We start from the raw sequence: 18,176 nt of genomic DNA on the forward strand, positions 1-18,176 counted from the left end.
TATTTAAAGCATTGATTTCAAAAGGATATTTATATCTTAACATAAGAACTTCCTAAAATACTCTTCACAAACCGTTTTTGCTTTATTTTTAATTTTATAAAGTCGATTGTATGTCTGGTTGAGAAGTAGCTTAAAATCGAAAGATAGTTTATGTTAAAAAATAAAACGACTCTTATCCTTATTCTTGTCACTGTTTTAGCAAGTCTTGGGACTATTCTTCTTTTATTTATTAATTATTTCAAAGAGATAAATAATTTAAAATCTGTTTACAAAATAGAAAAGCAAGAACAAGTAAATGAAGTTAAGCGAAATATAGAAATGCGTTTTAATTACTTTTATCAGGCATTACGAACTATCAGTTTCATTCCAAATGTAAAAAATTTAATGGAAGGCCAAGTTCAGAAGCTATCCAATGATACACTGAGTGTTATACATGAGATATACAATAATGCTTATTATAATGTCCAAATGTCAGAAATTTACATAACTCCAAAAAAACTAGATCCCGATCAAATCGATGCAAAAACGAAAAAACCTCAGTCTCCCCTTTTTACCCTCGATAATAATATTACAGGAATAACAAGTGTAAATGCGGGCAAAAAGGATAAGATTGAAGAAATTGAAATTTTTGAATACCGTGTGATGAAAGAGCAATTAAAATTTTTAAATGAAAAATATCCTGTATTAAAGAGTTCTAAAGAAGTTAATGTACCTGCTATATTAAGTAAGGATATTGTGACGTGTGATAATTCTGAGTTTTCATTAGCAGACCTTAAAGCAAAAAATGACTATAATAGGCTTGGTATTGTATATACAGTGCCATCTTATAATAAAAATAATAAGTTTATTGGAGCAGTTTCTGGTGTTCTTCGAAAAAAAATAATAGCGGATTCTCTTCCTGAAAAGTATTTTAAACTGGTAAATTTGAATTATGGCTTTGCAGCAGATAATAAAGCGATTAATCAATTGTTAGAATCTGAGCAATATTTTAAAAATAACCTCGTGAATCCTAACATAATCTTAAATGGAAGTGTAGATCTAAAGATCAGAGATGATTCTGTCTGGAAATTATGGTATGCATTTCCTAATGAAGAATTTTGGAGTCGAAATGATGTATCTTCAGCAAAAAAATTGCTTATTTTTGGAAATATTTTAATAATACTTTTTGCAACTGGAATTATTTTTAAGCTTATAGGTTCTTTAAAATATCAGAAAGAACTCGAACAAGAAATTCAAGAAAGAACGTATTCTCTAAAGACTAAAAATCAAGATATGCAGCTTATACTGGATAAAGCATCCGAGGGTTATTTAATAATTGATACAAATGGAAATATTACATTAGAGCATTCAATTATTTTGGATAAATGGTTCGGGAGTTTTGCGGAAGGAACTAAAATTTGGGATTATTTAAGTCAAGGAAATAAAATATGGCGAGAATCTTTTATAAATGCTTTTGAACAAATCATAAATGAAAGTATTCCAATTGAACTTGCACTTGATCAAATTCCTAAATTTATTTCGGTTAATAATTTTCATTACGAGTTGTCTATATCTCCAATATACAATGACAATAACGATTTGATAAAATTCTTTTGTGTAATTTTAAATAATACAGTTAATCGTGAAATGGACCGAATTGAAGTCATTAATAATGAAAAAATGAGAATTTTTAAAAATTTAATAAATAATAAAGAAGATTTTATAGAGATAATAAATGAAGCAAATAATCTCGTATCTCTCATAACTGAAGAAACAAGCCCAGAAGAGTTAAAACGAATATTTCAATTATTAAAAGAAAACTGTATGACTTTAGGCATATTTACTTTCGCAGAGTTATGTCAGAATTGGTTAGATGATATAAATACTTTTAATTCAGAAAATAAAGGAGAAAATTGTAAAAAATTCTGTGAATTATGGTCGAGAAAAATGCAAGATGTTAAATTATTAATTGGTGAGCAAAATTCTCAATTGGTGAAAATTGACAAGAATGAGTTATATCATGCTTTAAAAAGTGTGAGAATGGGTGCGACACAAAATGAAATTGAAAATTTACTTCTTTCACTTTCGCTCGAACCGATATCCATTCGTTTAAATAGACTTTCAAAACTGTGCAAGCAAATAGCTGAAAAATATAATAAAAATATTAATATACAAGTTTACGCAAACGAATTTAGAGTTGATTCAAATTATTTAGCAGATTTTTGGCGGACATTAATAATTGTTCTGCATTATGTAATCCATTTTAATATAGAGCACCCAGATGAAAGGGTTCAATTAAAAAAATCTGAGAATGGATTGATTTCAATCGAAGCTGCAATGCAAAATAATGAATTTATTTTAAAGATAAAAGACGATGGAAAAGGTATAGATTTATTAGAAAAGCAATATAATGCTTTTTCCTTGGTTGAGCAAGTTTGTATAAATAAAGGTGGTAAATTTGAAATTGAAAATATACCGAACCAAGGAACACTTTATATCTTTAAAATTCAGATAAAAGATACAGTAAATATAGGATAAATTTGTAATTATTTAATTACAAATTCCTTTACTATTAATTCTAACTTGTTCTTCAATATTATGTATTACATTAGATACTTTAGAGTTTATAATTACAATTGGATCTTTGATGTCTTTAAATTGAGTGACTTCAAAACCATCATTACCAACATATTTATATTCAAACTTTAAATTTAACCATGTGCCAGAAACCATATTGGGATGGCGTAAACTTTCATTTGCAGCTAATATGACATTATTATTTAAAATATTTAAAGCTTCTTGAGCATTTATACCAGAAAGTTTTTGCAACGTGAATTGCTGTTGATTTTTGTCTATGTTTTTATAATTACATGAATAAATATATGCAAATACATTGTGGTTGACGTCTTGATATACGACTGTTTCCATTTGGCCGCCACCAGTTCTTTCTATCGAAAACTTATTAACAGTCACATTGTTAGCAAAACATGCACTAGTTGATAACATAAGACCAATTATAATCTTTTTCATAAAGACTCCTTTAAAAAAATATAAAAAATAGACGAGGGACAAGTTTTAACTTGCTAAGCATTTAACATCCAAAAATTTACAAGTCAACATATAGGATAAATTGAGGAAAAAATGACGCTTCATTTTTTAATAATAAGTCTCTTATTGAAATTTAATTTATAAATAATAAATTATTAGAAAAATATATTTAGATTTTATTGGTGTAATTCTATGTTTTATTAGAGAGGTTTTCTAAGATTTTCAATCGGTTTATTTATATTCTTTCGTATTTTTCTTCGAAATTCATGTGTTCAGAGAGAGATTTTCTAACTGGACAGGTTTTTCCTGCTCCAACCAATCTTTTAAAATCTTCATCAGAGCAATTCGTTTTTATTAAAAAAGTCACAATAAGATTTGAAATTCGTCTTGGAGAAGCTGACATTTCTTTTTCAATATGAAATTCGATAGAAGATAAATTAATATTATTTTTATGTGCATACATACTGATGACAGTTGTTGCACATGCACCGAGGGAAGCTGCACAGAGGTCGGTTGGAGAAAATAAGCTCCCATCTCCCCCATTGTCCACGGGTGCTGTGGTTTTTATGATGGCTCCAGAAGGTCCATGTGTGATTTCTGTTGAATTTACACCAATCAATTTACCGGTTATTTTGACGCCCATTGCAATTCCTTTTTTAAAATCAGAGAAAACGACTTGCAGCAAATGAAGGGAAAGAATAACACTGAATGGCTGTTTGTTCTAGTGGAGGATAGATTATGTACGATATCATGCTGTTTATTCATTCTTGGTTAAGATGGGCTATTATTATTTCCTTAATTATAGTTCTAACAAGATCAACTCATGGTTGGTTTTCTAGAACTGCGTTCCAAAAAAGTGATAAGATTTGGGGAGGAGTGCTGATTGGCACTATCCATTTGCAGATTTTGATAGGTCTCTTTTTATATTTTGATTTAAGTCCAATCGTTCGGACAGCTCTTGCTAATATGGGATTTGCAATGAAGAGTCCTGTCCTAAGATTTTGGGCTGTAGAACATTTTATCAGCATCCTTATATTTGCTTTTATTATTCAATTTGGCAGAATTATTTCAAAGCGTGCTGCGAACGATTTTCTAAAGCATAAGAGAATGGCTATTGCTGCTTGGATTGGTTTGCTCATACTCGTCGCAACTCTACCATGGCCATTTCGTAAAGAAGTGGGTCGCTCGCTTTTTGCCGATTTCCCTTCTCGCTCTCAACTGATAGCCAATCCTGAATAAGTTTTATTATCAAGTACCAAAGGTTTTAGCATGCAAGACACTCAAAATTTTTTAGATAACCGGAAAATTAGAATTGCGAAAGTTGGGATAAAAGATGTTAAACATCCTATTTATTACCAAGATATAAATAATAAAAGTCAATATCCAAGTGTAGCTAATTTTTCCTTTTACGTTGAGTTGCCTGCGGATAAAAAAGGAACTCATATGAGTCGCTTTCCTACACTTCTTTATGAATTTGCTCCTTTTTTCTCTCTGCAAAAGTTTGAAGAAATGTCTGTTAAAATGCTTGACATACTTGAATGCAATAAATCTTATCTCAATGCAGATTTTATTTATTTTTATGAGAAAGAAGCTCCCGTTTCTAAAATAAAAGGCATGACCGATATCGCGGTGAGTATACAAATCTCTGCAAGTCGAAATGAGACGACTCTCTCCAAAATAAGTTTACAGATTCCTATTAAAAGCCTCTGTCCATGCAGTAAAGCCATTTCTGATTTTGGCGCACACAGTCAGCGCAGTCATATGACAATCTCTCTCTGGAATCCACAGATTTCTATACTCGAATGCATAGAAATTGCAGATAGCTCCGCTTCAAGTGCTATTTATCCCGTCCTCAAGCGCGCAGATGAAAAATATGTCACAGAAAAAGCTTATAATAATCCTAGATTTGTTGAAGATCTGGTGCGTGAAGCAGCAGTGCTGTTAAAAAAGAAATCAGACAATTTGCGCTTTGAAGTCAGTGCCGAAAATTTTGAATCTATCCATAATCACAATGCCTATGCGATTGTGAAGAGTGAAGATATTTTTTAAATTTTTATTTTGGGGAGTATTCGGAAGTTTCGCTTTTATTAGCTGCCAATGAAATTTTCTCGTAAAAAAGGAAATAAGGTACTTCATATTGTTGCCCTGTTGTTCCAGAGGACACAATTTTGTTTAATATTGTCTCTCCATCTTGAATACTTGTGTCATCACAATAAAAAGATTTATTTTCTTTGATTAAGAGAGTTGTGTAGTGCCCACTATGAGTATTAATGCCCCTATGCATGATAACTGCTGATAATTTATATTGGATGGAGTTTCTATTTATCTCAAGAGCTATGGGCATAGGATCTTGAATCTTAATATTGTCACCTTGTCGATACAATTGAATAATATATAGGTTGTCATCGTTTATAAATGAGCCTTCGGGGTTATCATATTTGCTTTCTGGAATTAAATTATTTAAATCATTGTATTAAAAATGGAAATTATTTCTTTAGCATTAGTGTGTTCAGATAATTCTGTTAAAACTTCTCCAGGGCAGTTTTGATTTCCCCAGTCTGCTGGGGAAAAAATAGATTGGACAAGTTGCCTTTTATATTCAGAAATTTCATCACTGTATTTCCCTGTTTTTAGAATATTTTTATATTCTAAAAGAATATTTTTCATGACAATTTCATTGGGATTTAAATTGTCACGTTCAAGAAAATTTGCATTTTGCGAAAGATTGCTAAGGTCTTGAATGACTGAATTTAATTAACAGTAACTTCCTGTTTCGTTCCTTAAACCAATCACTTCTTCTGTTTTGTTACGTAAGCCACTCACTTCTTCAGTTGTATTTTGATGCTTTTTATTCACTTTTTTTTCTTGCGTGCAAGAGAATAAATTTATTGTGAGTATAAATATAAAAAGATATTTCATTCTGTGTCCAATTTTTAAAAATGACTTACTATTTAACAAGAGTATTCAGGTTAAATAGAAAATCTCAATAGCAATCTATAAGATAAAAGTAAATGAAAAAGCATTTATAAAAAAGGACTTGTTGCACGTTTATATAATTTTAATGTTAGGAAATCGATTAGACTGGGAATGAGGCTTTTTAATGGCAACGTATTTGCTTTTGTATAACCTATCCATTTGGCAAAGGATATATAAGCTTCTTCAGAGTAATATTTATTTATTTCTTGGAATGCTGCTTGCAGTGTGCGCTTAATATCTTCAGGACCTATGTGTTTGAGATAACGGATGGTTTTTTGGAATTCACCCGCTGAATTTTGATAAAACCCATTAAAATCATAGTCTTGAAAGTGATTGGTGGGTCTGCCAATAGCATTGAGTCCTGACCAAGGTGTTTTCCTAAGGTTCATTTGATCTTGAATTTGAGCAAAGCTCCAGCCGTGATCGATTTTAACAAAGCTATAGCGACCTTTGACTTTTGCTCCTCCAATATTGGCTGTATGTGTATCGTAATCGCCCAGCCAAAGGGCTGCAGCTAAGATCCGTCCTAAATTTGTGTTTTGGAAAATTTGGACAAAATCTTTTCCTTTACTGGAGTGGAGGCTTCTAAAAAAATAGGGCCTTTCCTCGTAGCCCATGATTTTATGCGCTTCAATAAATTCATCAAAAAATATTGTTCCAATATAAATATTTATATGAAGATCATTTTTTCTTACATTTTTAGTATATGTCATTTGATCATATTTTGAGAAAAATACATAAGAAGCATAACCAGGAATAATAAGATTATACAATGCAGTTGCTAAATATTCGCTGATTGTTTCACCATCATTTCGTCCTTGTTTAAAAAGAACAGTAATTTTCTTGTTATTTTTATAGCCTTCATAAACTCCACCGTGTTGGCAACGAGAAACTTGGCCCCCCAGTTTTCTCCCTTTTTTGCTAAAGTTTGTGATATATTTTAGCGAAGTCTGTGGTGAAGTATTACATGAAAAATTTGTCATAAATACCTCTGAAATAAAATTACAGAATCATATTATAAAGATTGAGAATCAACAAAGCCAGTTAGGCTCAATTAATATATTACAAAGTATTTTATGTTTTTCAATGATTGCTTTAAAAATAAAATTAAATTAAAAGTATTAAATATTTAAAAAAAAGATCTCGAAAATTTTTCGAGATCTCAAAGAAAAAATATGAAAACTTACATCGTAAGAACTTCTTTTTCTTTTGCTACGCAAAGTTCATCCACTTTTTTTGCATAAGTATCGGTCAATTTTTGAACTTCATCGCTTGCACGCTTGACTTCATCTTCAGACCAACCATGTTCTTTTTGGGATGCTTTTGCTTTTGTGTTTCCATCTTGGCGGTGGTGACGGACAGCTACTTTTGCTTCTTCACCAATTTTTTTAACTTGTTTAGCAATTTCTTTACGGCGTTCTTCAGAAAGTGCTGGAATAGGAATGCGAATCACTTTTCCATCATTATTTGGAGTGAGACCAAGTCCAGAAGTTAAAATTGCTTTCTCAACGGCAGGGAGCATACTTTTGTCAAAAGGATTGACTGTGATTAAGCGAGCTTCTGGAGTCGCTAAAGTCGCAACTTTACTTAATGGCATTTGGGTACCATAGGAATCAACTCTCACATCATCCAATAATGCCGCTGATGCTCTGCCTGTTCTGATTTTTTGTAGATCGGATTTTAGAGAATTAATTGTTTTTTCCATTCCCTCTTTAACTTTTTCTACAAGTTGTTTTTTATCCATGAGCTATCCTTTTCTAAAAATACTAAATGCAGTGATTAAACTGCAGCGGATTAATTTGTAAAGGTTTACCAACCAATACTACTTCTTTTGAAGTTTTTTCTTATTTTTTCGATACCACTCCAAACCAACTCGCCCGTTGAGATATTGGTGAGTTTCATTTCAATTTGATATTGAACGGAACTCTTACCCCCCTGTTGCGAAACGATACTTGAAATAGCACCTGAAAGGAAGAAGTCAGCGCCGTGTTGGTTACCAGGCCCTTTTACGCCACCTTTTCTAACCACACCAGACTGCTGGTATTTATATTCGTCTAATATTTTTTTACGAAGATCACCATCTAAAAAACGAACTTTTCCGTCATTGAGGATTTGGCTGCGTAGATCTTCGAAGAGTGCTTTGGTATCAATCACTTCACTCGTTCTATTTTCCATATCATCCACAAGAACAAAAGGTCTATCTGTGGATTTCTTCTTCATATCTTCACGCCAATTGAGAATCCAAGGAGCTGCTGTCATATCTTTAACCATTTTTTTAACTGTTACAGTCGCGTCCGTTGGATTCCATTTATCATCTAATATCTGTGCTTGATCGGGATCTCCGTAATCTCCTTGAAAAGATGTACAGCCTACGAGAGGGAGAGTGCCTGCAATAATGAGAGTTGAAACAGAAAATAATTTTCTTAGATTTAACATCAAATATTCCTTTCTTAGATTCATTAAAAAATAACCAGACATATGGATAAGTATTTCTTAAAGCTTACATTTGCAAGTATATGCGTTTTATTTGCAAGCTTGCAAGAGCAGGCTATCACGCTTAATGTTCTTTTTCGAGGTTATGGAGTTATGTAGTACAAAGGATTGAATTATGAAGAAAAAATCTTCACTCCAGGTTTTAGAGCATGTGATGTTTGATTTTCTTATTATTGGCTCTGGGATTGCTGGTGCTTCTCTTGCGCTCAAATTAAGTGCGCAGGGGAAAGTTGCTTTGCTGTGTAAGGAGTCTTTTTTTGAATGCAACACACGATGGGCTCAGGGAGGCATTGCCTCTGTGTTAAGTGAAGAGGATAATTATTCTTTGCATATTCAAGACACACTCAATGCAGGTGTAGGTTTGTGCCATGAAAATGTAGTGCAAAAAGTTATTTCTTCAGGACCGCGCTCGATTCAACAATTGATTGCCCTTGGGGTGCAATTTACACAAAATTCTCAAAATAATCGCTTTGATTCAGAATTTCACCTGACAAAAGAGGGGGGCCACAGTGCCCGTAGGATAATCCATTCTGCAGATATGACGGGCATTGCTCTGCAAAATACATTAGCGCAGAAAGTGAATGAAAATAAAAATATCACTTTATTAGAATTTCATACAGCAATTGATCTCATTGTGACTGATAAAGTCGCACCCGATTTTTCGCGCAATCGTGCTTTGGGGGCGTATGTTTTAAATGACAGAAATAAAAACATTTTTGCTATTCTTGCCAAAGCAACCGTCTTAGCGACAGGTGGGCATGGAAAACTTTATTTATATACAACAAATCCAGATGTTGCGACTGGAGATGGGGTAGCCATGGCTTGGCGTGCTGGGGCAAGAGTTGCGAATTTAGAATTTATGCAATTTCACCCAACATGTTTGTATGATCCCAAATCGAAGAATTTTCTTATTTCGGAAGCATTGCGAGGAGAGGGTGCGCTTTTAAAAACGATCTCTGGTGAAAGATTCATGGAAGATATTCATCCTTTGAAGGAATTAGCGCCACGGGACATTGTCGCCAGAGCAATTGATGAGCAAATAAAAAAATCGGGAGCACCTTTTGTTCATCTTGATATATCTCATAAAGATCCACATTTTGTAAAAGAGCATTTTCCAGGAATTTATACAAAATGTTTAGAAATAGGCCTAGATATTACGAAAGATCCTATCCCTGTTGTTCCCGCTGCACATTATAGCTGTGGTGGAATAGTAACGGATATGCGAGGGAGAACTGGAATTAAATCTCTCTGGGCTTTAGGTGAAGTTGCATGTTCTGGTCTGCATGGAGCAAACCGTTTGGCATCGAATTCTTTGCTTGAAGGCGTTGTCTTTGCGGATTTTGTTTTCGAAGATATCGTGAGTTTAATAGCGGATTTAAATCTATATAAAAATCCTGAAGTACCAAAGTGGGAGCTTGGAACAGCCGCAGAGCCAGATGAAATGGTTGTTATCAGTCAGCTTTGGGATGAAATTCGAAGGACTATGTGGAATTATGTTGGTATTGTTCGCACAGAAAAAAGATTGGCCCGTGCAGCTGCACGGATTGATCAAATCTGCCAAGAAATTGAAACGTATTACTGGAATATTATTCCAAGCCGCTCGCTCATAGAAGTTAGAAACCTAGCGACAGTTGCGCAACTTACTGTTAAATGTGCAAGAATGAGGAAGGAGAGCCGAGGAATTCATTATTCTTTGGACTGTCCATTTGCTGATGATAAAAAATACAAAAAAGACACAGTTGTTTTAAGTTAGATTAATATATACTAAAGTGGAGTATAAATGACACAGATTTCTTTAATTATCCCAACTTACAATGAAAGTAAAAATATTCCAATTTTACTTGATAAACTCGATCTTTGTTTATCTGGAATAAACAAAGAAGTAATAGTTGTGGATGATAATTCTCCAGATAAAACTTGGGAAATTGCCAGAAATCTTTCGTCTCAATATCCTTGGTTGAAAGTTATTCGGAGAATGACTGATCGCGGTTTGAGTTCTGCAGTCCTCACTGGATTTGAACAAGCTGAGGGCAAAATACTTGCTGTGATGGATTCTGATCTTCAGCACGACGAAGAAGCGTTGGTTTTATTTCTTTCTGCCTTTGAAAAGGGTGCAAATATTGTTGTCGGTTCTCGGAAAGTCAATGGTGGGAGTGTCGAAAACTGGAGTCCTATTCGCAAATTTGTTTCATGGGTGGCGACTGTTATGGCTCGCATAGCGTTGCCTTGTAAAGTAACAGATCCAATGAGCGGATTTTTTGCATTAGACCGGACAATTTATTTAAACAATAAAAATAAAATAAATCCCCGTGGATTTAAAATTTTATTAGAATTTTTAGCGCGGGCTGAAAATGCTCAAGTGCAAGAAGTTGGCTATACTTTTAAAGGACGTATTCATGGAGAAAGTAAGTTATCGAGTCGCGTAATTTATGATTATATTTTTGCACTATATGAATTGAGTCTTGGCCAATATATTCCAACCCGTTTTATTAAATATGGAATTATTGGTTTATCAGGCTTAATTATAGCAACATTTGTGATTTTCTTTTGTCAGAAATTCACTGCACTTTCCGATGCAACTGCCGTTACTATTTCAATTGAGTTGAGTATCTTAACAAATTTCTTTTTAAATAATTTTTGGACATTTAAAGAAAATAAGCTGACTGGTTTTTGGAAAACTTGCAGAGGACTTATAACATTTCATGCAATATGTTTGGGTGGTGCGTTTATAAATCAAGCCATAGCAATAAAAATGTTAGGGTATGGTGTCGATGTTTATTTATCTAATGCTCTTGGTTACTTAGTCGCAGCTATTTGGAATTATATGATTAATGTAAATATCACATGGAAAGTGAAGAGCTAGTTATATTTCTGCGGGATTTTATTCTTGCATGGCAAGTTAAAAATTGAATTGTTCTAATAAAAGATTGGCAAAAAAGGGTTTGCGCTTCCCCTCTGTTGTAAACTTTTTTGCTTTCTTTTTTCTTGCTAATGTTACCTAAAATATTGTGAACACTTCCTCTTGAAACATTTAATATACGTGCAATTTCAGAATGGTTTTTTCCTTCTTGTTGTAATGCACGCATTTGGTCAGCACATTTGAGTGCTTTGCCCAATCTTTTTGTTTTGGGTTCATTTGATTTAGCTATTATTGATAAATGCTGTTTATGTTGATTATTTTTTTCTTTTTCAAATATAGCGAAAGCATTTAAAATTTCGCTAAAAGTTTTATGTGTAGGATTTGAGGAATCGAGTGATTCTGATAAAGAAACAAAACTAACACCATATTGGGTTAATTCATTTAAGCTTAAAATAAGGTCACAAGTTGTTTCTGCCCAGCAATTTAAACTCCAAACTAGCACGACATCAATTTCTTTTTCTTTGGCAAGTTGCATTAACTTGTTGCGCTCGCTGACCTTCTTTTTTTTAACTGCAGTGTGATCTACAAACTCGTTTATAAATTTCCACCCACGATTTTGGATGTAATTATGTAAACTGCTTATTTGCTTTTGAGGCATCTTGTATTCTACGGTATCATTTTTGCTGTAAATAGCTACTTTCATTTAGAGGCCCTCCCTTAGCAGAACGCAATATAATAAGGGAAAGTCGATATGGCAATTTCTATTAAAATACTTAATTCAAACAAAAATAAAAAGATATCATTGCAGAAGGTTGTGTTTTTGTGGATGATACTGTGCGTTTTGATTTTGCAACATCAAACTTAGGAAATTACTATGGCTAACTATATTTTCAATATGGTCAAACTCCGCAAAAACATTGGCGGAAAAGATATTCTTAAAGACATCTATTTATCCTTTTTCCACGGGGCAAAAATTGGTGTGATCGGCTCAAACGGTGCTGGTAAATCAACACTTTTGCGTATCATGGCTGGGGTGGACAAAGATTTTGCTGGGGAAGCTTTTCCACAAAAAGGTACAAAAATTGGGTATCTACCACAGGAGCCACAACTTGATCCCACAAAAAACGTTGTGGAAAATGTGGAAGAAGCTGTAAAAGAAATAAAAGATCTCATCCGCAAATTCGACGCGCTCAACGAACGTTTGGGAGAGCCGCTGAGTGATGATGAAATGAATAAAATCTTAGAGCAAACTGCTCTGTTACAAGATGAAATCGATGCCAAAAATGGTTGGGATATCGATCGCACCCTTGAAATTGCAATGGATGCCTTGCGTTGTCCGCCCCCAGACGCCGATGTGAAGACCCTTTCAGGTGGTGAACGTAGACGTGTTGCTCTATGCAAACTACTCCTCGAAAAACCAGATCTTTTGCTTCTTGATGAGCCAACGAACCATTTGGATGCAGAAAGTGTACAGTGGCTTGAACGTTACTTAAAAGAATTTACTGGAACTTTAGTGACGATTACGCACGATCGTTATTTCTTGGACAATGTGACGGAATGGGTGCTTGAACTTGATAAAGGCGAAGGCATACCGTGGCAAGGAAATTATTCTTCTTGGTTAGGACAGAAAACCACACGTTTATCTGAAGAAGAAAAGCAAGAGTCCGCTCGACAAAAAACTTTAAAGCGCGAACTTGAGTGGATGAATATGTCTCCGAAAGCACGCCAAGCAAAAAGCAAATGGCGTATTTCAGCATATAATGAGCTTCTTAAAGAACAAAATGATCGCAGTGAAGGTATTCGCGAAATTGTTTTCCCACCCGCTCCACGTTTAGGAGATAATGTTGTGGAAGCAATCGACATTACTAAAGCCTTTGGTGACAAAGTCTTATTTGAAAATTTAAATTTCAAACTTCCACCTGGTGGTATCGTCGGAGTGATTGGGCCAAACGGTGCAGGGAAATCGACTCTCTTTAAAATGATTGCAGGTATTGAAAAACCTGAACAAGGTGAAATTAAAATCGGTGAAACTGTAAAAATCAGTTACGTTGATCAACATCGTGAATATCTTGACAGTGATAAAACCGTTTTCCAAGAATTGAGTGGTGGGAAAGATCTTATTCAAGTAGGCAGTCGAGAAATTCCTGCGCGTTCTTATATTTCTTCCTTTGGTTTTAGGGGAGCAGATCAGCAAAAGTCAGTTGGGAAGCTTTCAGGTGGTGAGAGGAATCGATTGAATCTTGCAAAAATGGTAATGAATGGCGGGAATCTTTTGCTGCTTGACGAACCTACAAACGATTTGGATGTAGATACTCTACGTGCCCTTGAAGATTCACTTGTTTCTTTTCCTGGTTGTGCTGTGGTTATTTCCCACGATCGTTACTTTTTGGATCGTATTGCGACTCATATTCTCGCTTTTGAAGGAGACAGTAAAGTCGTTTGGTTTGAAGGGAATTACCAAGACTATATGGCAGATAAAAAACGCCGTCTGGGTGATGATGCTGTCAACCCAAAACGTATTAAATTTAAAAAACTTATTCATTAAAGAATTTCAATGAATAAAGTTTTAATGGGCACTTAACTATACATTAAGTGCCTTTTTTTATGTCTAATGCATTTTATTTGGGTCTGAATTTATTGTTTCTTCTGCTGATGCGTCATCATTCAAATCACTTTCCGATTTGCTGACTCTTTCGATCATATTAGAAATCTTTCCGCCAAATTCAAAATAGAGTTTTGTATCATTCATTCTGAGATCAGAGTTATTTAAATATTTAATCATATCTATTAAATCACTTCTGATTTCACGACAAAGATCGCTTTTCATATCATATCCTTTTTTAAATAATATAATAAATTTTTGTTGAGTTAAAATCATTTTAATTTTTTGCTTGTAATAGAATGCTTTTAATCTAAAATTAAGAAATATTAAATCGATTTAAACTTAATTATAAATGAATATGTAAACTTAATTATAGTAATAATTAAAAACAATTAGAAATATTTTTCGGGTAAATACGCTTTCACTGATGATCTCCTATACTGATAAGTTGCTATTTAAATTCATCCGTGTTAGCTTTTCTTTGCGAGAGAGGGTGCATTTACGGATGTACTCTTTTTTTGTATTGTGTCCTTTGCTAAGTGTGTTCACTATGAGAATATAAAAACTATATTAATTTATTATTAACATTAATTAAAATGGATTGCAATTATGTTAGAGAAAAAAAATGAAAACGAATTAGATAGACTCGAAAGCACTGTCCGCAAACGTTTCGCAACTTTATTGCGAAGAGAACGCACACGGATGAATTTAACACAGACAGAATTTTCCAAGCTGATGGGGTTTAAAGGATTTAACCTCTTAGCAAAGTACGAAAACTCAGATATAGTGAATATTCCTCTATCAACCTACTATAAATTTGCAGAAATCACCGGCCTCAATTTTAAATATGTTATCTGTGATATTTTCTTATCGGATGTAAATGAAAATCAATATATTCCACAGAAATTTATTGATTTTATTTTTGCCGATTTTATGACTTACTATAAAGCTCCAGACAGTGAAGATGTTGGTAAATTGCTCGATATGAAAAATGCTTTTCGTATCGCTCTGATGTGGGCGCGCCTCCCTGACTTCCGAAAACTCTGTGTCGAAGAAGTTATTTTAAAAGAATTGTATATTGAAGAAGATGATGTAAATGAACAAAAATTCTTACGCAAGAAAACGATGAGTATCTTTGATGTTATGTCCGGTCGTGTGTCAAAAAAGAAAGTGGATGTAAAGGTAACAGAAATTGAGGAGAGCAATTAAAGCATTTAAGTTTCCTTAAATGCTTGAGTGGGGAGGGGATTACTCAATACCGAAGGTGTTAAACCATACCGCCAGAGTTATGGCTTCAAAATACTTTTCATTTATGAACTATACCACTATTTGGGTTTAAATTCAAACTTGCATGAGCTGTCGAAATACTAAAAAGTGCAGCAATACAAACTAATACTATTCTCATAAAATTACTCCTTTTCTTCATAAAAGCTGTAACAAAAAGTTTCTAAAAATTCTATTTCACCATCTTTTATACTCTTAAGACTAGCGACTTTACTAATATATTTATTCCTTAGATCAATAACTTCTTCGAAATCTTTTCTTGAAATATTTTTAGTATTATAAAAAACTATGTCCGAATTTTTTGCATTTTTTTCATTGATTTTATCTATAGCCGATTGCATCCATTGTGGCGAAGATTTCAAAAGAGTTTGTTTATCAAATCTAAACAAAATATTACCATGCAATGCTCTGTAACCGCCAGCGACTTCTTCTATCAAACCATCATTTAGAAGGGCAGGAAGAATTAGAATTCTGATTTTATCACAGGCAAGGTCGGAGTGGCCTTTATAGATATCAAGATTTTCCTTAATGCTCTCATAAACATCGATAACAAGCTTAGCCTCATAATGTGTGATAGTTTCATAACAGCAAGGGGCATTCTCTTTTGTAAGAACATAGAAATTCTTTTTGATTTCTTCGTCTAGTTGATTATATTCCACTCTTTTCCCCTCCTCAATTTCCTCCAAGAAATATACCAATTGGCCAGTTATGTCAATGAAAGGTTTAGTAATTTCAAGTGTTGTTATGATTTAATTAATTTAAAATAAAAATAAAAATATTTTTGTTTTTCGAATTTCAGGCTGGTAAGTTGAAAATTTTTTACGCCTCGGTTAATTGGAAATTAAGGAGATATTTTATGATCACCCTGCATTTTATTCATGGTTTTTTAGGATTCCCTTCGGATTGGGAGATCTTTAGAGAAAATATAAAGGGCTATAATTATAAATTCCACGCCATCGCCGATTTTTTGCCAAAATACGAAAAGAATGAAAATTTTTCTTTTAGAGATTGGGCAAATTGTTTTAACCAAGAAATTTTTGCAAAGAAAAATAATTCTGAGAAAAATGTTTTGGTAGGTTATTCTTTGGGTGGACGCCTCGCTTTACACGCACTCATTGAAAATCATGACTGGGATGCCGCTCTGATAGTCTCGGCAAATCCAGGTTTATGCAGTGAAAATGAAAAATATGCACGCATACTGAACGATAAAAAATGGGCAGAGCGCTTTTTAAATGATGATTGGGATGCAGTGATGCAAGCTTGGAACGGGCAAGGTGTTTTTTCTGGGCTGAACAATAATATCGTACGTGAGGAAAGTCAGTATAACAAAGCAGAACTTGCTTGTGCTTTAACCCACTTTTCCTTAGGGCGGCAAGAAGATCTCCGCCCGAACATTGAGGCACTGCAAATTCCCCTTCTTTGGCTTGCTGGGGAAAAAGATACGAAATTCGTCAGTTTTGCTGCTGAAATGAGTGCACTTAATAACAAAATCGAAAGTTTTGTAGTGAAAGATGCTGGTCACCGTATCCCTTGGGAAAAACCTGTGGAATTCAGTGAAAAGTTGCTTGAATTCGTCAAACGAGTTGGGTGAAAGCCGACTTTGTATAGGTTTAGTAGCTGAAAATTTAGAGATTATTCTCTGTATGAAATCATACTACCATTAAAAAGAATGCTTTATTTATGGCGTATTTTGCTGTATGATTTCATACATGGAAGTGGAGGGAGTATGACTCAGCATTTAAGCGATAAAAAACAGAAACTTTCAGAAGAAGAAGTTCTTGGGCAAGCATTTTGGGCTTTGGTTCACCATTATGGCTTTACCCGTGAACAACAGGCAGGCCTTCTCGGCATACCTAACTACCGACAACGACTTAACAAACTCGATAATGAAAAAATAATTCCGAAAGACGTCGACAAAAAAAATCGCGTGGGTCTCTTGCTTGGAATCCATAAAAATTTAAGAATTTTATTTCCTTATAACAGAGAAGTCGTCTACGGCTGGATGTCGAAACCGCAGTCTGCACTTGGCGGGCTTGTGCCCATCGACTTTATTCTCGAGGATCCTACTTATTCCTATGAACGCATGGCTATTGTGCGCAGAAGACTCGACTATATGCGATGTGCTGTATGATTGAGACAGAAGAAATTTTAAATTTAAAAACTAATTTCCACGGAACGACTTTTAGAAATATTTATACCATTTTTACCTCGCAGAATTTATTCGACGATCTGATTGGCTCAGATGCAGAAAGTGAAGCAATTTTACAAAAATATGAAAATGCTACGAGTGGAATTTCCCACGTGCTACCGCAAAAAAATCGTCTATTTGACTATAGCCAAGCCCACCCCTCCTGTATTTCTGGAAGTTTTTTACCCCCTTATTCTAAAGGTCGCTTTGGCGACGGCAATGGCTATGGAGTTTGGTATTCCGCTCTCGATGAAAAGACCTCTATTTACGAATCTTTTTATCATCAATGGAAATTTGCCCAAGAGCAATTCACCCATTTTCCCAACGAGCGAAGAATAACCGTGGATCGCAAGATGTTTGCCTGTTCACTCACATGCGAAAATGTCTTCGATTTTAGCAAGTCTTTACATTGGCATAGTCAATTGACATCTGACAATTACGATTTCTGTCATGAACTCGGGAAAAAAATGAAACCACTGGGGGGAGAAATGTTAATAGTTCCCTCTGCAAGAAAAAGCGGTGGTTTTTGTACACCCGTTTTCAGTCCAGACGTTATAATAAGCGAAAAAACAATTTATTATTTAAAGTATTATTTTTATTGTGATGGCAGAGCTGAAATAGAAAAAATTTCCAGAGAAAAAGAAATAGTAGCTGTGCCGTCACGTTGGAAAAAAGAAATAGAGATTCAGCTTTGATAATATATTTTTAATAATAAATAATAAAATATCCAGTAATGAATCGATTTT

The 18,176-nt window shown here is 34.0% G+C and carries 20 protein-coding genes; 10 read left to right on the forward strand and 10 right to left on the reverse strand.

Annotation, left to right across the window (positions count from 1 at the left end; all coding sequences use genetic code 11):
• The first annotated feature begins 150 nt into the window (after nt 1-150).
• Nucleotides 151-2,517, forward strand: a complete 2,367-nt coding sequence (locus tag H7355_RS06535; RefSeq protein ID WP_186645918.1) for an ATP-binding protein — start codon at nt 151-153, stop codon at nt 2,515-2,517.
• Between the two features lie 12 nt (nt 2,518-2,529).
• On the opposite strand, the gene H7355_RS06540 is transcribed toward H7355_RS06535, so the two are convergent.
• Both H7355_RS06540 and H7355_RS06545 read right to left on the reverse strand, forming a co-directional pair.
• Nucleotides 2,530-3,009, reverse strand: coding sequence for a hypothetical protein (locus H7355_RS06540; RefSeq protein WP_186645919.1), 480 nt, complete (start codon nt 3,007-3,009; stop codon nt 2,530-2,532).
• A 253-nt stretch (nt 3,010-3,262) separates the two neighbouring features.
• A complete protein-coding gene (locus H7355_RS06545) occupies nt 3,263-3,670 on the reverse strand; it encodes an OsmC family protein (RefSeq protein WP_186645920.1) in 408 nt (135 codons plus the stop codon).
• Nucleotides 3,671-3,765: 95 nt separating this feature from the next.
• Here H7355_RS06545 and H7355_RS06550 point away from each other — a divergent pair, with 95 nt between their 5' ends.
• On the forward strand, nt 3,766-4,266 hold the full coding sequence (locus H7355_RS06550; protein WP_186645921.1) for a hypothetical protein: 501 nt from the start codon (nt 3,766-3,768) through the stop codon (nt 4,264-4,266).
• 30 nt (nt 4,267-4,296) lie between these two features.
• A complete protein-coding gene (gene folE2 / locus H7355_RS06555; protein WP_186645922.1) occupies nt 4,297-5,076 on the forward strand; it encodes a GTP cyclohydrolase FolE2 in 780 nt (259 codons plus the stop codon).
• Nucleotides 5,077-5,080: 4 nt separating this feature from the next.
• Here the strand turns inward: folE2 and H7355_RS06560 are convergent, their stop codons facing one another.
• The 5 genes from H7355_RS06560 to lpoB all read right to left on the reverse strand — a co-directional run bounded on the left by H7355_RS06560 (nt 5,081) and on the right by lpoB (nt 8,439).
• Nucleotides 5,081-5,371, reverse strand: a complete 291-nt coding sequence (locus tag H7355_RS06560; protein ID WP_186645923.1) for a ubiquitin carboxyl-terminal hydrolase — start codon at nt 5,369-5,371, stop codon at nt 5,081-5,083.
• A 116-nt stretch (nt 5,372-5,487) separates the two neighbouring features.
• Nucleotides 5,488-5,694 carry a hypothetical protein gene (locus H7355_RS06565; protein ID WP_186645924.1) on the reverse strand — a complete coding sequence of 69 codons (207 nt, stop codon included), beginning with the start codon at nt 5,692-5,694 and terminating at the stop codon, nt 5,488-5,490.
• Between the two features lie 356 nt (nt 5,695-6,050).
• Nucleotides 6,051-6,986 carry a hypothetical protein gene (locus H7355_RS06570; protein WP_186645925.1) on the reverse strand — a complete coding sequence of 312 codons (936 nt, stop codon included), beginning with the start codon at nt 6,984-6,986 and terminating at the stop codon, nt 6,051-6,053.
• A gap of 200 nt (nt 6,987-7,186) precedes the next feature.
• Nucleotides 7,187-7,747, reverse strand: a complete 561-nt coding sequence (frr, locus tag H7355_RS06575; protein WP_186645926.1) for a ribosome recycling factor — start codon at nt 7,745-7,747, stop codon at nt 7,187-7,189.
• 65 nt (nt 7,748-7,812) lie between these two features.
• Nucleotides 7,813-8,439, reverse strand: coding sequence for a penicillin-binding protein activator LpoB (gene lpoB, locus H7355_RS06580; RefSeq protein ID WP_186645927.1), 627 nt, complete (start codon nt 8,437-8,439; stop codon nt 7,813-7,815).
• 172 nt (nt 8,440-8,611) lie between these two features.
• Here lpoB and nadB point away from each other — a divergent pair, with 172 nt between their 5' ends.
• Together nadB and H7355_RS06590 are read left to right on the forward strand one after the other, a co-directional pair.
• Entirely contained in the window at nt 8,612-10,249 is a 1,638-nt protein-coding gene (gene nadB, locus H7355_RS06585; protein ID WP_222435672.1) for an L-aspartate oxidase, read from the forward strand.
• Between the two features lie 27 nt (nt 10,250-10,276).
• Nucleotides 10,277-11,359 carry a glycosyltransferase gene (locus H7355_RS06590; RefSeq protein WP_186645928.1) on the forward strand — a complete coding sequence of 361 codons (1,083 nt, stop codon included), beginning with the start codon at nt 10,277-10,279 and terminating at the stop codon, nt 11,357-11,359.
• On the opposite strand, the gene H7355_RS06595 is transcribed toward H7355_RS06590, so the two are convergent.
• Nucleotides 11,337-12,059, reverse strand: coding sequence for a recombinase family protein (locus H7355_RS06595; protein WP_186645929.1), 723 nt, complete (start codon nt 12,057-12,059; stop codon nt 11,337-11,339). The genes H7355_RS06590 and H7355_RS06595 overlap by 23 nt on opposite strands.
• 171 nt (nt 12,060-12,230) lie before the next feature.
• On the opposite strand from H7355_RS06595, the gene ettA reads away from it, so the two are divergent.
• Nucleotides 12,231-13,901, forward strand: coding sequence for an energy-dependent translational throttle protein EttA (gene ettA, locus H7355_RS06600; protein WP_186645930.1), 1,671 nt, complete (start codon nt 12,231-12,233; stop codon nt 13,899-13,901).
• Between the two features lie 63 nt (nt 13,902-13,964).
• Here ettA and H7355_RS06605 read toward each other — a convergent pair whose 3' ends face one another.
• The gene (locus tag H7355_RS06605) at nt 13,965-14,183 is read right to left on the reverse strand and encodes a hypothetical protein (protein ID WP_186645931.1); all 219 of its coding nucleotides are present in this window, start codon (nt 14,181-14,183) and stop codon (nt 13,965-13,967) included.
• Nucleotides 14,184-14,567: 384 nt separating this feature from the next.
• Between H7355_RS06605 and H7355_RS06610 the strand changes: the two genes are divergently transcribed.
• A complete protein-coding gene (locus H7355_RS06610; RefSeq protein WP_186645932.1) occupies nt 14,568-15,167 on the forward strand; it encodes a helix-turn-helix domain-containing protein in 600 nt (199 codons plus the stop codon).
• Between the two features lie 200 nt (nt 15,168-15,367).
• Here the strand turns inward: H7355_RS06610 and H7355_RS06615 are convergent, their stop codons facing one another.
• The gene (locus tag H7355_RS06615; RefSeq protein ID WP_186645933.1) at nt 15,368-15,901 is read right to left on the reverse strand and encodes a hypothetical protein; all 534 of its coding nucleotides are present in this window, start codon (nt 15,899-15,901) and stop codon (nt 15,368-15,370) included.
• Between the two features lie 197 nt (nt 15,902-16,098).
• Between H7355_RS06615 and H7355_RS06620 the strand changes: the two genes are divergently transcribed.
• The 3 genes from H7355_RS06620 to H7355_RS06630 all read left to right on the forward strand — a co-directional run bounded on the left by H7355_RS06620 (nt 16,099) and on the right by H7355_RS06630 (nt 18,125).
• Complete coding sequence (locus tag H7355_RS06620) at nt 16,099-16,833, forward strand: alpha/beta fold hydrolase (protein WP_186645934.1); 735 nt, start codon at nt 16,099-16,101, stop codon at nt 16,831-16,833.
• A gap of 135 nt (nt 16,834-16,968) precedes the next feature.
• The gene (locus H7355_RS15895) at nt 16,969-17,373 is read left to right on the forward strand and encodes an MbcA/ParS/Xre antitoxin family protein (RefSeq protein ID WP_222435673.1); all 405 of its coding nucleotides are present in this window, start codon (nt 16,969-16,971) and stop codon (nt 17,371-17,373) included.
• On the forward strand, nt 17,370-18,125 hold the full coding sequence (locus H7355_RS06630; RefSeq protein WP_186645935.1) for an RES family NAD+ phosphorylase: 756 nt from the start codon (nt 17,370-17,372) through the stop codon (nt 18,123-18,125). The genes H7355_RS15895 and H7355_RS06630 overlap by 4 nt, the downstream gene beginning before the upstream one ends.
• Nucleotides 18,126-18,176 lie beyond the last annotated feature (51 nt).

Source organism: Fluviispira vulneris (assembly GCF_014281055.1).
GTDB classification, from domain to species: domain Bacteria; phylum Bdellovibrionota_B; class Oligoflexia; order Silvanigrellales; family Silvanigrellaceae; genus Silvanigrella; species Silvanigrella vulneris.

Excerpts from the sequence above, each read along its gene's own strand:
- H7355_RS06560 (WP_186645923.1), bottom strand. The coding sequence starts at position 5,371 with ATGCCCATAGCTCTTGAGATAAATAGAAACTCCATCCAATATAAATTA.
- folE2 (WP_186645922.1), top strand. The coding sequence starts at position 4,297 with ATGCAAGACACTCAAAATTTTTTAGATAACCGGAAAATTAGAATTGCG.
- H7355_RS06550 (WP_186645921.1), top strand. The coding sequence starts at position 3,766 with ATGTACGATATCATGCTGTTTATTCATTCTTGGTTAAGATGGGCTATT.
- H7355_RS15895 (WP_222435673.1), top strand. The coding sequence starts at position 16,969 with ATGACTCAGCATTTAAGCGATAAAAAACAGAAACTTTCAGAAGAAGAA.
- H7355_RS06590 (WP_186645928.1), top strand. The coding sequence starts at position 10,277 with ATGACACAGATTTCTTTAATTATCCCAACTTACAATGAAAGTAAAAAT.
- H7355_RS06545 (WP_186645920.1), bottom strand. The coding sequence starts at position 3,670 with ATGGGCGTCAAAATAACCGGTAAATTGATTGGTGTAAATTCAACAGAA.
- ettA (WP_186645930.1), top strand. The coding sequence starts at position 12,231 with ATGGCTAACTATATTTTCAATATGGTCAAACTCCGCAAAAACATTGGC.
- frr (WP_186645926.1), bottom strand. The coding sequence starts at position 7,747 with ATGGATAAAAAACAACTTGTAGAAAAAGTTAAAGAGGGAATGGAAAAA.
- H7355_RS06630 (WP_186645935.1), top strand. The coding sequence starts at position 17,370 with ATGATTGAGACAGAAGAAATTTTAAATTTAAAAACTAATTTCCACGGA.
- H7355_RS06610 (WP_186645932.1), top strand. The coding sequence starts at position 14,568 with ATGTTAGAGAAAAAAAATGAAAACGAATTAGATAGACTCGAAAGCACT.
- H7355_RS06565 (WP_186645924.1), bottom strand. The coding sequence starts at position 5,694 with ATGAAAAATATTCTTTTAGAATATAAAAATATTCTAAAAACAGGGAAA.
- H7355_RS06605 (WP_186645931.1), bottom strand. The coding sequence starts at position 14,183 with ATGAAAAGCGATCTTTGTCGTGAAATCAGAAGTGATTTAATAGATATG.
- H7355_RS06570 (WP_186645925.1), bottom strand. The coding sequence starts at position 6,986 with ATGACAAATTTTTCATGTAATACTTCACCACAGACTTCGCTAAAATAT.
- H7355_RS06540 (WP_186645919.1), bottom strand. The coding sequence starts at position 3,009 with ATGAAAAAGATTATAATTGGTCTTATGTTATCAACTAGTGCATGTTTT.
- H7355_RS06595 (WP_186645929.1), bottom strand. The coding sequence starts at position 12,059 with ATGAAAGTAGCTATTTACAGCAAAAATGATACCGTAGAATACAAGATG.
- H7355_RS06620 (WP_186645934.1), top strand. The coding sequence starts at position 16,099 with ATGATCACCCTGCATTTTATTCATGGTTTTTTAGGATTCCCTTCGGAT.
- H7355_RS06535 (WP_186645918.1), top strand. The coding sequence starts at position 151 with ATGTTAAAAAATAAAACGACTCTTATCCTTATTCTTGTCACTGTTTTA.
- lpoB (WP_186645927.1), bottom strand. The coding sequence starts at position 8,439 with ATGTTAAATCTAAGAAAATTATTTTCTGTTTCAACTCTCATTATTGCA.
- nadB (WP_222435672.1), top strand. The coding sequence starts at position 8,612 with ATGAAGAAAAAATCTTCACTCCAGGTTTTAGAGCATGTGATGTTTGAT.